This window comes from Paraphotobacterium marinum, from assembly GCF_002216855.1.
GTDB classification, from domain to species: domain Bacteria; phylum Pseudomonadota; class Gammaproteobacteria; order Enterobacterales; family Vibrionaceae; genus Paraphotobacterium; species Paraphotobacterium marinum.
On record NZ_CP022355.1, the window covers coordinates 1,063,328 to 1,077,322 of the forward strand.

Here is a 13,995-nt window from a genome sequence, read left to right on the forward strand (position 1 = left end):
TTTTATGCTTCATTATAATACTGAAAATAAAATTGGTTTTTTGAAAATTGATGCCTTAGATCAAAAAGTAAATATTATTAATGCGCTTTTTTTAAGTCAATTAAACAATGTTATTGATGAAATCATTCATAACAATAGTTTAAAAGGGTTAATAATATATTCAGGTAAAAAAAATAGTTTTATTGCAGGAGCAGATATCAATCTGATTTCATCTTGTACTAATAAAGAAGCAGCAAAAAAATTAGCTCAAGAATTGCAAGGTGCTTTTAACAGACTCGAAAAATTAAAAGTTATTACAGTTTGCTATATAGAAGGAAGTTGTCTAGGTGGCGGTTTAGAGTTTGCATTATCGTGTGATTATAGGGTTTGTTCGTCAAAAGCAAGTTTAGGTTTTCCTGAAATTCAATTAGGTATTTTGCCAGGTGCTGGAGGCACACAGAGACTACCTAGGTTAGTTGGTGCCAAAGAAAGTTATAAAATGATTCTAAAAGGAAATTCAATTAATGCTAAACAGGCAAAAAAATTGGATTGATTGATTCTATTTCTGACGATTCCGACCTTTTATCATGTAAAAATATCGTCAACAATCAATGCAAAAAAAAATAAAATGGAACAAATGGTTCTATGAAAATAATATTATTATTCGCAGAATTATAAAAAAAAGAGTATTGTCGACAATACCTCCTTCGCAGCTTAAGAATTATCCAGCAATCTCAGAATGTATTGATTGCATTCATCGTGGTCTAGGTTACTATAATTTAGATAAAGGATTAGAACTAGAAGCTATAGCTTTTGGCAAACTAGCGATATCGGCTCAAGCAAAAGCACTTATAAATATTTTTTTTCAGTTAAATGAATATAAAAAGAAAATTACCAAACAGTATCCAAGTTCTATGAATTGTAATAAATTGAGTGTACTGGGTGGTGGACTGATGGGGGGAGGGATATCATTTGTTTCCATTTATCATGCAAAGACCCAAGTAGTATTGAAAGATATTTCAATTGATGGCATTTTAGCAGCATATAAATCAAACTATAACTTACTTAAAAAGAAACTGAAGTTTAATAAGAAAAAAAATATTGATTTAAAAAGGTATATGTCTCAATTAAATGGTACATTGGATTATAAAAAGTTCATGGAAGTAATATTGTTATTGAAGCTGTTTATGAAGATCTAACATTAAAACAAAAAATGGTGACAGATATTGAAAACTTGAAAATTAAGGATTTGGTTTATGCATCTAATACATCATCAATACCAATATCAAAGATTGCAGAAAACTCGAAAAATCCAGAAAATATTTTGGGAATTCATTATTTTAGCCCAGTTGAAAAAATGAAGCTTGTGGAAATCATTCCTCAATCTAAAACTAGTTCATACTCTATTTGCAAAGCAATAAATCTTGTGTTTTCACAAAAAAAAATACCCATTATTGTAGCCGATAAGCCTGGTTTTTTCATAAATCGAATTCTTATTCCTTATTTGATGGAAGCCACATACTTATTAGATGAAGGATATGACATTGAGATGATTGACAAGGCCTTGGTTGATTTTGGTTTTCCTGTAGGGCCATTTACATTAATTGATAATGTAGGGATTGATATTGCTAATGATATTTTTCCAGTCATGCAAAAAGAATATGGTACGGCTAAGTATAAAAGTAATCATATCTTAACAAAATTGTTAATGGAGGGGTATAAAGGGAAAAAAAATAAATTAGGTTTCTACAAATATAAAGGTAATAGTAAAGTGTTTTCAAATCAAATCTATGAACTTTTAGATATTAAATTAAAACCTAACTTAAGCCAAAGCGTTATTATAGAGAGGTGTCTTTACATACTACTTAATGAGGCAGGTCAATGTATCCACGAAGAGATCATTGATCATGCCTGTGAAGGCGATATTGCTTCAGTTTTTGGTATCGGTTTTCCGGCCTATAAAGGTGGACCATTTTACTTTATGGATAAATTAGGTCTTGAAATCATAGAGAGCAAATTACTGAACTTAGAAAAAGCATTTGGCAAAAGGTTTAAACCATACCCAATTATTCAAAATATGAGCGAAAAAAAATTATCCTTTTATTCGTGATTAAGTTTATTTTTATGAAGGCTTGATTGATGAAAGAGCACAACTCTAGCCGAATTTGTGGGTTTGAGAAAATTTGAAAAAAAAGATATGGTTTTCACTCTATCTAAGGATTCAATCTCTGCGCATATTTTTTTTCTTTGAGTAAATGAATAGTCTCCATGGGAAATACTATTCCAAATTCTATTAGCTTTTTCCCTGGTGTTTTGATTATTTTTAGTTAATTGCTTTAAAATATTTTTTTTTGATTTCTCCCAAGTTGAACTTTCAATACTAACTAACAGTAATATAAAATCTTTTATAAATTGATCAATAGAGTTAAGGATTTCCTTTGAACCAGCTAAAGAAGATTGTATATAAAAAATAATGCCTGGATGTTGAGCAATTGTTATATATGATGTTCCAATCAAATAACCTAGTTGTTGTTTGGTTCTTATTTCATTATAAAATTCGGTGGATATTAAATAATGAGCAAATGAATAAAAAGCAATATTAGAATAACTGAACTTAGGTGCCTGATAATAGACAAGAACGCAAGACTCCTTTATCTTCAGTTTGATTTCCATTGATAAAGTTTCTTTGGGATAAAGTATATTTTTTATATCTTTAATTTTATTGACATTGATAGGATTTGTTTTTGGAAACTTTTCTGTTAGCAAATTAGTTAGTGCCTTACATTTTTTATCGTTCCAATTACCATAAAATAAAAAATCAAAAGATACACTTTCTAAAAATAAATTTTTGAAATTAATAATGTCGTTAAATTCAATTTGGTCTATTTTTTTTATAAAAGAATAATAAGTTGGATAGTTTGGTTGTATAATTCCAGCTAGATAATTCAAAAAAATATTCAGAGGTTTTTGATTCAAGGCTTGTTTATAATTATGTTTTAATTGTGACTTGGTTTTTATGAAATCTTTTTTGCTAACTTTAAAGTTTATTATTTTAGCCAAAACTCTTTCCATAAGCTCTGGTTGAAATTTTTGAAAGCCGGATGTTTGAACAGTTATACCTTTAGCATGATTAAAAATGTCAACGTGAATACCAGCAACCTCTGTTTGATACGTTGACTCCTCTAATTGATATAATAAAATTTCAGTAAAGATTTTCGAAATTATATTGTTTTGTAGGGATAATTTTAAAATATTAGAATTTAAAGAGACAAAAAGGTAACCCTTTTGATGATTATCTTTTGTAGGTTTTTTTATCCAAACATTTGTTTTTTCATTTAATTTTATAAAGGAAACTTTTTTTTTCTTGATAGATTTTTTCACAGAAGGCTTAAGGTAAGTTATAAAGGGATTTGGCTTTGGTAATTGAAGATCTGTGTTTTCTTGATTGATTTCCCATGAATTCAAATCTTTTTGACTTATTTTCTGTTTTGAATGGGGTGTTTGATAATATAAACTTTTCAATTTAAAAGTGGTTAAATTTGAAAAAATAAAAATATTTAAATTTTTTGGAGATAAAAAATCCAAGTTAGTTAGTAAAATTTTTTTATCATAATTTGACATTTCATAATCGCCAAAAAAGGTCTTCTTTTTGGGATATAGATGCATGTTAATAGAGGTCTCTCGGGCCAAATCAATTGGAAGACAATCTTCTTTATGATTGATTAAATTTTGGAGCATTTGACTTTTTTCTTTAAACCGCCACTTTTCAATGCCTTTTGATTTGATTAAATAAATATATTCAAAGAACAGCTTAACTATTAAGTTAACGTTATCCATTCCATACTTTGTTGCAACAAATGTAATTGATAATTCTTGATATTTTTGATCTTTCATGCCCGATGTAATTACCAAAGTGTTAATATAGTTATTTTTCTTTAAGTAATTGTGTAAGGTTCCTTTTTCTTCAGAACCAATAATATGAGAAATATATGTCAATGGCTTAGTTTTAGAGTATTTCTTTTTTTTAGGTATTATAAATGATAAGCAAATGTTTCCATTTTTTGACTCTGATTTTAATTGAATTAAATTTTGAGTGCTATTTTTATTAAAAATCTTTGGACTCTTATATTTTATAATTTTCTCATTATTTGGATTTTTTATTTCTGAAAATAACTCAACTATATAATTTTTAAGAGTTCGATAATCATTAGGTGAGACAATAACGAGTGTCATATTACTAGCATAGTAATGCTGTTTGAAATAATTGAATAGCCTTTCTTTTAAAAGCTGAGTTTCCTGCTTCCCTAATGTTTCAAAGTTACCAGAAGAAAATCTTGAAAAAGGATGTTTGGTATTACACAATTCTTTTAAAATTTGATTTTTTTTTCTAAAGTCATCATTGATTTTTGATTGAAATTCAGCATCAATGATTTTTATTTCATTTTTGATTAATCTTTTTTTAAATAGTGGATTTTTAAAAAAGTCAGAGAACACATCCAGAGTCTGATAAAAAGCTTGGTTGTTCACATCATAATAAAATACAGTTTTTTCGTTACTTGTCCAGGCATTAACATAACCATTATTACTTTTAATTAAATTTTGAAAAAAGTTTTCATTGGGATACTTCGAGCTGCCCAAAAACAACATATGTTCAAGCAAGTGACTGAGGCCCAAGGTGGAATTAGGATCAGCGTAATGCCCTGTGTTGATACATAATGATGCTGCAGATTTTTTTAAATTTTTGTTTTGAAGGACGCAAACCTTAAGCTTATTGTTTAAAACAAAAAAATTATGTTGATAGTTTTTAGATAAACCTAAAAGCATATGATTTTTCTACAATTTATATGATAACTTAAGTATAATTGAAATAGATTTTTTTTAAATAAGAAGTGAGCTGATAATATGAATTTTTTTGTGATGAGGCATGGAGATGCTAAAAAAAATATAGAGATAAGTGATAGAGATAGGACTTTAACTCAAAAAGGATTTTCAGATCTTGAAAAATTATCTTTATGTATCAAAAAAAAAAAAATTAGATTTGATCATGTTTGGGTTAGTCCATATCAGAGAACGCTCGATACGTGTAGGAAATTAGAAAATTTAGGGGTAATATCTTCAAAGATCTCAGTATTACCAGAATTAACACCAAATGCTTATGATGAAAATTTAAGTAATGATATAAGGTATTTATATGAAAGCGAGTGTTTTAATAATTTAATTATTATATCTCACCTCCCTCTAGTCAATTATTTATGCTATGACCTAACTAAAGAAAATGTGCATTTTAGAACATCATCAATAGCTTTAATTAATTATTGTCATCAGATAAAAAAGTTCAAATTACAAGAAGTGATAAACACTAATATATAATTAGACGTTTTAAAACTTTTCATAATAAGTTAAATTATTAGCTCAGCGGAAAATTTATTATTTCTATGTTATTGAAGGTTAAATATAATGAAAACTATTGATAGTGTTGATTTAGAGATCTTGAAAATTTTACAGAGTAATGTTGAAATTTCCTTATCAGATCTTGCGGAGAAGGTTCACCTTACAACAACACCTTGTTGGAAAAGATTAAAAAAATTAGAAGATAATAACTTGATTGAAAAAAAAGTTGCCTTGTTAAATCCAGACTTGATGGGCTTTAAATTAATAGCTTTTGTACAGTTTAAAACGAGTAACCATAGCTTTAACTTTAGTCAGGCTCTTTCCGAGGTTTCAACAGAATTACCAGAAGTTATGGAGTTTTATAGAATGGCCGGTGATTATGACTATATGATGAAAGTTTTAGTTAAGGACATGAAAGGTTTTGATGATTTTTATAAAAAATTGATAAATAGATTTGATAGCTTGACTAATGTCACATCCTCATTTGCTATGGAGACCTTGAAATATTCAACTGAACTACCAATTTGATAAAAGCTGAGACAGACATCTAAATCTTTTTGGGTAAATTTAAAGTTGAACGAGATACTAACCTATAATTTTAAGGTTATATTTTGGAGGCTTTGAAAATTGTCCAAACCATTTGTTTTAGTACTAACCATAATAATAATTACTATACTGTCCGTAAGTGTTTTTATTTCAGTAAATAATACCTTTACTGAAATCTCGTTTTTAGCAATTGGCTTTTATCTTTTAAGACCATTTCACTTAGGTGCTTTTCTTTTCTTGATTGGTTTTATGCTATTTTTTATTTCGGGCAACATACAACCCATTTCTCTTTCATTATGTACGCTAATGATACTCCCAGTAATTAATTTACTTTCATCAAAGGAACATATTAGTATTTTTGTTTTTTTTATAATGTTAATTATTCTTATAATGTTTGCCGGATTAATGGTAGTTCAATTTGATAAGAACCTCGGTGGGAGTATATATGCAACAATTACACAAATAATATCTGTTTTTTTACTTTGGGTATCATTTAAGTTATGGGTAGAAATTGATATAATTAATAACTTCAAGGATAATAAAGTTGCATTATTTTTAATATTTGTTTTGGTTTTAAGCGCAAATCAATTTGAAGCATTATTAATCTTATTCACGCTAATTGGAGTTACTTGCTGTCAAAAATATTCCTTATTATGTCATCAAAATACCCAAGAAAATATTTTATATTGGATCATTCCATCAGTTGCTTTTGGTTCATTATTTTTAGTTGATGGTCACAATACACCCAATATTATCATTTTTGTTTGGTTTCTCATTTTACTTAGTGGATGGTTGAGTAATTTTATGATTCATGAAGAGGATTTTGATAATTAAAAAAAACTTGAATTTGTTTCAATTTTAGGGATAATGTAACTAATTCTGGTTAAATCCAGATGCAATGGAAAACTTTTTCGGCTTTTTTTCAATGCTAATTTGTGAACTCGGTCAGGCCTGGAAGGGAGCAGCCGTAGCAGATGATGCATGTGAGAGAGTTTAGCTGTTAAAGTTTTCCTCCATCTTTTTTTCAAAGTCTTTTTTGACAATTTCAATTGCTTTTAGAGCGGTATTTGGACTAATGTTGTTTTGTTCTAATAATAGTATTAAATCTACTGCAAGTTTTATGTGGTCTTTTTCTTTTTCTAATCCCAGTTTTCTTTTGCTTCTCATTTATTACCCTTTTTAAATTCATTCATTTAAATTATAATAAAAAATATTATAATTATATTCAATGTTTATGAACCTTATATTTAAGTCATTACTTTTCACTTTAGGTTGTATAAGCCTGTTTTTAGGTTTAATTGGAATTGTTTTACCTTTGTTGCCGACAACACCTTTTGTCCTCCTATCTAGTTGGTGTTTTTATAAAAGCTCTAAAAGAGCTCAAAATTGGTTACTTAATGACTCAATTTTCTCATCTTTTATTTTATCTTGGCAAAACCACAAAGCTATAACTAAATCAAATAAAAGGAAAATTATTTGTTTTATGATTTTAAGTTTTGCTATTTCAATTATTTTTGTGCCAAATCTTTATTTGAAGTGTGTGCTATTTATAATGGCATTGCTTATGATTTTATTTATATCTTACAAAGTTCAAACTTTAGATGAAAGAAAAAAATAATATTGTATTACTACCAGTCACTTAGAGTAAACCCAACACCTACTGAGTTCGTATAATGATCATATTCTGCTAAACTTTGACCATAGCCACTAAAAAGTTTAATGTAAGCAGCAAAGCCATTTCCTATTTTATAAGAAAAGCTTAAAGTTTCTGCGCCTTTTGAAAAGCCAGATTCAACATTATTTTGAGATAAAAAACTTATTTTAAAGTCGTCAAAGTATCTTGTAATTTCAAAGGAGCCATGTCCAAGATAATCGGTTATATTAGGGTTATAGTCAGTTCCTGCTTCAATTCTAGACCAAACTGATAACTTGAAACTCCAATTGCCTCGCTCTAATTCTTGAGCAAGAATAATACGATTCCAGCTTCTTTCCGCATCACCACCCCTTCCATTGGACTCATGATTTATTGATAAATCGGTATTTTTAAAAAACCATTTATTTAATCGATAATCAGTATGCATTCGGAATAATAATTCTGGTTCGTAGTTCGTTTCTCTGAACCAAGCTGATTTTGAATATAGTTGCCAAAAAGATTTTTGGGTATAGGTTAAGAATAATTCATTGTCATATCCAGCAATTCTTTCTACTATTCCATGCATTATACTAAATTGGAATTCGACTTCACTTTTCTTAACATTTTCATCATTTGGGGCAATGTAATTATTATTGTAAAAACTATTGTATGGCCTATCAGAGTAGTTAAATGGTAACAAATAATTTTCTTTATAAGGCATAAGCTTAAAAATATAATGATTTGCATTTTTTTTGGTATCTGTATTTGTGTCAATGGGTTTAGTATCAGCTAGTGCTGCATGTGATATCGAAAATACAGTCATGGTTGAGATTAAGTTTAAAATTTTGTTTCTCATAGTTAGAACTCATTTTTATATTTTATATTTTAATGATAATATATTTAAAATTCATTTATATTAATATAACTAATATTTGAATAAAAAAGAGAAGCGGATGTCAGAAAAAAAAATTGAAGTTATCAGAAACAAAATAATTAGCATAGAAAATTATCCAAAAGACGGAATTGTTTTTAGGGATATTTTACCTATTTTAAATGATTATACTGCAATGAGTTATGTTTTGGATGTATTCGAAGAGCACTATAAGCAAATTACTTTTACGAAGATTGTTGGTACAGAAGCAAGGGGGTTCTTATTTGGCGTACCGCTTGCTCAGAGATTAAATATTGGATTTGTTCCAGCAAGAAAAAAAGGAAAATTACCTCCGCCTGTTATTAGTGAAACATATAATTTAGAGTATGGAACTGACACAATTGAAATACAAGCCGATGCTTTAAACTCCAATGATAATGTTTTAATAATAGATGACTTGCTTGCAACTGGTGGGACAGTTAATGCAACTTATAATTTAATAAAAGCACTAGGAGCTAATGTAGAACATGCAGGCTTTCTAATTAACCTCCCAGCTTTAGGTGGAGAGTTTCTTTTAAATAAAAATAATTTACAGACATTTAATATATTTAATTTTTAAATGAATTGTTGGTGACATAATTGATGAATGATAAAATTTTAGCTTTAAAATGGAGACCTGATTACTTTGATGACTTAGAAGGTCAAGATCACATTCGTATGGCTCTTATAAATGCATTAGACGAAAAACGCCTACATCAATGTTATTTATTTACTGGGACTAGGGGAGTAGGTAAAACAACAATAGCTAGATTGCTTGCAAAGGGATTAAATTGTGAGATGGGTATTTCTGGAAAGTTTTGTGGAAAGTGTGAAAGTTGTGTCGGTATAAAAGAAAATACGTCTTTAGATCTAATTGAAATAGATGGAGCCTCCAAAACTAAAATTGAGGATATTCGTGAAATATTAGATAATGTGCAATATAAACCAACCAAGTCACGATTTAAAATATACATTATTGATGAAGTTCATATGCTCTCTAAGAGCAGTTTTAATGCTCTTTTAAAGACACTTGAAGAACCTCCTCAATATGTAAAGTTTATTCTTGCGACAACTGATCCCCAAAAAATACCTCTTACAGTCATATCAAGGTGTCTTCAATTTAAATTAAAGCCTATTACAACAGATATTTTGAATAAACAATTAGAAAAAATATTGATGCATGAAAATATTACCTTTGATATAGAAGCTATTGCTCAAATATCAAAAGAAGCAAAAGGAAGTTTAAGAGATGCTCTGAGTCTTACTGAACAAGCTATTTTAATGAGTTCTACTGACAATAAACATATCAGTGATAGTCTAGTTAGATCTATGCTGGGCTTAATAAGTCAGGAAGATAGTTTGAACTTTTTGATAAAATTTGCAAAAGAAGGGGTAAATTGTTTATCTAAAGCACTAATATTTTTTAATGCAAAGGGAGTTGACTGGTTAAAATTATTAAAAAACTTACATAGTGATTTACATAAAGTTGCAATGTATCAAGTCCTTTCTGAAAATTTATTTATTACTGATGCTAGCACTGAAGAATATAAAAGAAAAATTGAATACTTATCGAATAAATTTTCCCCTCAGGAAATACAAGTTTTCTGCGAAATTATTATAAAGTCTATAAAAGATTTAGAGTTCAGTCCAACAGAACAAACAGGTTTTGAAATAGCGATTTTACGGATGTACGCATTTCGAATTGATGAAGGTGAATTTTTGTTTAAAGCTTCAGACATGAATTCTGCTTCAGAATCTGAAGGCATTAAAAGAAATTGTTTAAAACAAAATAATAAGCAAGAAGTAGTTTCAGAACAAAATAACAATTTTATAAAAGAAAATAAAATTGTTTCATCTAAAACTGAAGATAATAATTTTGAGCAAATTGTAGAAAAAAAAATTGAATCTAAAACTAATCTAACTAATGAAAAACATAGTTTTAGTGGAGATATAGAAAAGCCATCTTTGTCAGACAGCTTAATAAAATCAAGAAATTTGCTTCGCGCAAAAGAAGAAAAAAAAAAAGATAAATTAACGACTCTATCAGCGCCTAATGGTAAGACGGATTCTGAAGGATTTGACAAAAAAAGCTCTCTAGAAGAGCCTATTCATCCAGAAAAAATGATAATAAACCAAGAAAAAATCCATTCATCCCATCTGATAAGTAATTTATCTGATGAAAACGATGAGTTCATTAATATTGAAAAATGGTCTACAATAATTGAAAAATTATCAGTATCTAAAATATCAAAACAAATATTGCTTAATTCAGCCATGAAGAAGCACAAACAGCTTATTAATTTGTTTCTTAGAGATTCCCATAAACAACTACAACAAAAAAAATATATGAATGAAATAAAATCGGAGTTATCTGATTTTTTTGGGGAGGCTGTAAACATAGAAGTTTTTATAACGAAAGAAGGTATTACTCCAAATGAAAGAAAAGACTTTTTAAGGGAACAAAAATTAACTAATATTAAGAAAGAAATAAATACAAATGAAAATGTTAAGTTTTTTATTGAAAATTTTGATGCACAAGTGGATTATAATAATATAGAATTATATTAAAGTTTTTATTTATTGAGAGAGAAATTTATGTTTAACAAAGGTGGAATGGGCAATTTAATGAAACAAGCCCAGCAAATGCAAGAAAAGATGGCAAAAATGCAAGAAGAGATTGCTAACATGGAAGTTACTGGTGAATCAGGAGCTGGTTTAGTTAAAATAACTATTACTGGTTCGCATAACGTTAGAAAAGTCCACATTGACGATTCATTACTAGATGATGACAAAGATATGCTTGAAGATTTAATTGCAGCGGCATTTAATGATGCAAGTAGAAGAGTTGATGAAGCTCAAAAAGAAAAGATGTCGGCAGTTGGTGGAGGTATGAACTTACCGGCGGGATTTAAAATGCCATTTTAAAGCATCTTATGAAAAATAGTAAGTTAATAGAAACAGCTATAGAGGCTCTCACTTGCTTACCAGGTGTGGGGCCTAAATCTGCACAAAGAATGATATATTCGTTATTAAAAAATAACAGACATGGTGGAATTAATTTAAGTCAAGTTTTGAAACAAGCTATGACTGAAGTTTCAAATTGTAGTGTATGTCAGACTTATACTGAAAATGAGATCTGTGAGATCTGTCTTAATAAAGATAGATTGGCTACAGGTACGGTTTGTGTGGTTGAAAACCCATCTGATATAATTGCTGTTGAAAGAACAGGTCAGTTTGATGGACGTTATTTTGTTCTTCATGGCAACTTATCTCCTATAGATGGAATTTCTCCTGAAGATTTAAAGATAGACATACTGGAAAATCAATTGAAAAGTGGTAATATTTCTGAAGTGATTCTTGCAACAAGCTCAACTATTCATGGGGAAGCTACAGCACTTTTCATCTCCGAAATTTGTAAGAAATATAAAATTCAATCTACTCGCATTGCTTATGGTATTCCAATTGGTGGTGAGCTTGATTTAGTGGATGGTAGTACTCTAATTCATGCATTTTCCGGTCGTAAAACATATTAGCATAAAAAATTTTTACATTCTGACTTGATAAAAATAAATTTGCCCCTATTTATAAGACATATCAAAATTTTTATTCTTCAATCTTAGGAGTAACTATGTCAGAACAAGTAACAAGTCAAAAAGAGACTCTAGGCTTTCAATCTGAAGTCAAACAATTATTAAATTTAATGATTCATTCTTTGTATTCAAATAAGGAAATCTTTTTAAGAGAATTAATTTCTAATGCCTCTGATGCTGCTGATAAGTTAAGATTTAAAGCCTTATCTGATTCAGAATTATATCAAAATGATGCTGATCTTAGAGTAAGGCTTTCTTTTGATGAAGAAGCAGGGACATTGACTATAAGTGATAATGGTATTGGAATGAACCGTTCTGAGATTATTGAGCATTTAGGAACAATCGCGAAATCTGGAACAGCTGAGTTTTTTGAAAAGTTGAGTCAAGATGAGACTAAAGATTCTCAATTAATAGGTCAGTTTGGGGTTGGCTTTTATTCTGCATTTATCGTTGCAAATGAAGTAACTGTAATTTCTCGTTCGGCATTTTCGTCTGAAAATGATGCTGTCCAGTGGCATTCTCTTGGAGAAGGAGAATATACTATTGAAAATGTCTCCAAAAAAGAAAGAGGTACAGATATAATTCTTCATTTAAAAGAAGAAGAAAAAGAATTTTTAAATGACTACCGGTTAAGAGAAGTTGTTGGTAAATATTCCGATCATATAGGTATACCTGTATATATTTGGACTACAGAAAAAGATGAAGATGGTAAGCCAAAAGAGAGTAAATGGGAGCAAATAAACAAGGCTCAGGCACTTTGGACTCGCTCCAAATCAGACATTTCTAAAGAAGAGTATAACGAATTTTATAAACATATCTCCCATGATTTTTCCGAACCACTAACGTGGTCACACAATAAAGTTGAAGGCAAACAAGATTACACAAGTCTATTATATGTACCAAGTAAAGCCCCATGGGATCTTTACAATAGAGATCAAAAGCATGGATTGAAGCTTTATGTACAAAGAGTGTTCATAATGGATGATGCTGAACAATTTATGCCAAGTTATTTAAGATTTATGAAAGGGCTAATTGATTCGAATGATTTACCTTTAAATGTTTCTCGTGAAATATTACAGGATAATAAGGTGACTCAATCATTAAGAAATGCTTGCACGAAAAGAACTTTACAAATGCTAGAAAAATTATCAAACAATGATAATGATAAATATCAAGCATTCTGGAATGAATTTGGACAAGTTTTGAAAGAAGGGCTTGCTGAAGATTTTTCAAATAAGGAAAAAATTGCAAACCTATTAAGGTTTTCAACAACTAACAATGAATCTAATCAGCAGAATGTTTCTTTGAAAAATTACTTGGAAAGAATGTCAGAAGATCAAGACACTATTTATTACTTAACAGCTGACAGTTATAGCACAGCCATAAACAGTCCACACTTAGAGCAGTTTAAATCGAAAGGGATTGAAGTTATTTTAATGTATGATCGCATTGATGAGTGGATGATGAGTTATTTAACTGAGTTTGAAGGTAAAAAACTACAATCAATTAGTAAGTCAGATTTAGACTTAAGTAAATTTGAGTCTGATGAAGATAAAGAAAAGAAAGAACAAACTGAAAAAGAGTTTTCTTCAGTGGTTGAAAGAATCAAAACTTATTTAAGTGACAGAGTTAAAGATGTTAAAACAACTTTTAAGCTTAATAATACACCGGCGATAGTTGTTACTGATGAAAATGAAATGGGAACTCAAATGGCGAAATTACTTGCTGCTGCAGGTCAAAATGCACCAGAAGTAAAATATATATTTGAAATTAACCCTGAACATACATTAATTAAACAAATGGCTGATGAAGCAGATGAAGAAACTTTTAATCACTGGGTTGAGTACTTAATTGGACAAGCAATGTTATCTGAAAAGGGAATGATGGAAGATACATCTAAATTTGTTTCCGCAACTCAAGCTCTTTTAGGAAAATTAGCTTAAACA

General features: G+C 29.1%; 14 protein-coding genes, 1 other RNA gene and 1 pseudogene. 13 read left to right on the forward strand and 3 right to left on the reverse strand.

What is annotated here, in order from left to right; translation table 11 throughout:
- The first annotated feature begins 4 nt into the window (after positions 1-4).
- The 3 genes and pseudogenes from CF386_RS05575 (at position 5) to CF386_RS05585 (ending at position 2,089) form a co-directional block, all read left to right on the forward strand.
- Positions 5-532, forward strand: coding sequence for an enoyl-CoA hydratase-related protein (locus tag CF386_RS05575; protein ID WP_145955015.1), 528 nt, complete (start codon positions 5-7; stop codon positions 530-532).
- 400 nt (positions 533-932) lie between these two features.
- Positions 933-1,384: pseudogene (locus CF386_RS13035) on the forward strand (3-hydroxyacyl-CoA dehydrogenase NAD-binding domain-containing protein); the annotation flags it as partial.
- A 21-nt stretch (positions 1,385-1,405) separates the two neighbouring features.
- Positions 1,406-2,089, forward strand: coding sequence for a 3-hydroxyacyl-CoA dehydrogenase family protein (locus CF386_RS05585; RefSeq protein WP_264080484.1), 684 nt, complete (start codon positions 1,406-1,408; stop codon positions 2,087-2,089).
- Here CF386_RS05585 and CF386_RS05590 read toward each other — a convergent pair.
- On the reverse strand, positions 2,080-4,803 hold the full coding sequence (locus CF386_RS05590; protein WP_089073422.1) for an insulinase family protein: 2,724 nt from the start codon (positions 4,801-4,803) through the stop codon (positions 2,080-2,082). The two genes, CF386_RS05585 and CF386_RS05590, sit on opposite strands and share 10 nt — an antisense overlap.
- Before the next feature lie 78 nt (positions 4,804-4,881).
- Between CF386_RS05590 and sixA the strand changes: the two genes are divergently transcribed.
- The 4 genes from sixA (at position 4,882) to ffs (ending at position 6,922) form a co-directional block, all read left to right on the forward strand.
- Entirely contained in the window at positions 4,882-5,349 is a 468-nt protein-coding gene (gene sixA / locus CF386_RS05595) for a phosphohistidine phosphatase SixA (protein WP_089073423.1), read from the forward strand.
- Positions 5,350-5,436: 87 nt separating this feature from the next.
- Complete coding sequence (locus CF386_RS05600) at positions 5,437-5,898, forward strand: Lrp/AsnC family transcriptional regulator (protein ID WP_089073424.1); 462 nt, start codon at positions 5,437-5,439, stop codon at positions 5,896-5,898.
- 99 nt (positions 5,899-5,997) lie between these two features.
- Positions 5,998-6,750: a VP0952 family biofilm-associated protein gene (locus CF386_RS05605; protein WP_089073425.1), complete on the forward strand. Its 753-nt coding sequence runs from the start codon at positions 5,998-6,000 to the stop codon at positions 6,748-6,750.
- Positions 6,751-6,825: 75 nt separating this feature from the next.
- Positions 6,826-6,922, forward strand: an RNA gene (gene ffs, locus CF386_RS05610) — signal recognition particle sRNA small type.
- Here ffs and CF386_RS05615 read toward each other — a convergent pair.
- Complete coding sequence (locus CF386_RS05615) at positions 6,910-7,083, reverse strand: YbaM family protein (protein ID WP_089073426.1); 174 nt, start codon at positions 7,081-7,083, stop codon at positions 6,910-6,912. The two genes, ffs and CF386_RS05615, sit on opposite strands and share 13 nt — an antisense overlap.
- Before the next feature lie 67 nt (positions 7,084-7,150).
- Here CF386_RS05615 and CF386_RS05620 point away from each other — a divergent pair, with 67 nt between their 5' ends.
- Positions 7,151-7,534, forward strand: a complete 384-nt coding sequence (locus CF386_RS05620) for a YbaN family protein (RefSeq protein WP_089073427.1) — start codon at positions 7,151-7,153, stop codon at positions 7,532-7,534.
- A gap of 10 nt (positions 7,535-7,544) precedes the next feature.
- Here the strand turns inward: CF386_RS05620 and CF386_RS05625 are convergent, their stop codons facing one another.
- Positions 7,545-8,405 carry a phospholipase A gene (locus CF386_RS05625; RefSeq protein ID WP_089073428.1) on the reverse strand — a complete coding sequence of 287 codons (861 nt, stop codon included), beginning with the start codon at positions 8,403-8,405 and terminating at the stop codon, positions 7,545-7,547.
- 97 nt (positions 8,406-8,502) lie between these two features.
- On the opposite strand from CF386_RS05625, the gene CF386_RS05630 reads away from it, so the two are divergent.
- The 5 genes from CF386_RS05630 (at position 8,503) to htpG (ending at position 13,992) form a co-directional block, all read left to right on the forward strand.
- Entirely contained in the window at positions 8,503-9,039 is a 537-nt protein-coding gene (locus tag CF386_RS05630; RefSeq protein WP_089073429.1) for an adenine phosphoribosyltransferase, read from the forward strand.
- Between the two features lie 23 nt (positions 9,040-9,062).
- Positions 9,063-11,027, forward strand: a complete 1,965-nt coding sequence (gene dnaX / locus CF386_RS05635; RefSeq protein ID WP_089073430.1) for a DNA polymerase III subunit gamma/tau — start codon at positions 9,063-9,065, stop codon at positions 11,025-11,027.
- Between the two features lie 27 nt (positions 11,028-11,054).
- Positions 11,055-11,384, forward strand: a complete 330-nt coding sequence (locus tag CF386_RS05640) for a YbaB/EbfC family nucleoid-associated protein (protein WP_089073431.1) — start codon at positions 11,055-11,057, stop codon at positions 11,382-11,384.
- Between the two features lie 8 nt (positions 11,385-11,392).
- Positions 11,393-11,992, forward strand: coding sequence for a recombination mediator RecR (recR, locus tag CF386_RS05645; RefSeq protein WP_089073432.1), 600 nt, complete (start codon positions 11,393-11,395; stop codon positions 11,990-11,992).
- A gap of 95 nt (positions 11,993-12,087) precedes the next feature.
- A complete protein-coding gene (gene htpG / locus CF386_RS05650) occupies positions 12,088-13,992 on the forward strand; it encodes a molecular chaperone HtpG (protein WP_089073433.1) in 1,905 nt (634 codons plus the stop codon).
- The last annotated feature ends 3 nt before the right edge of the window (positions 13,993-13,995 follow it).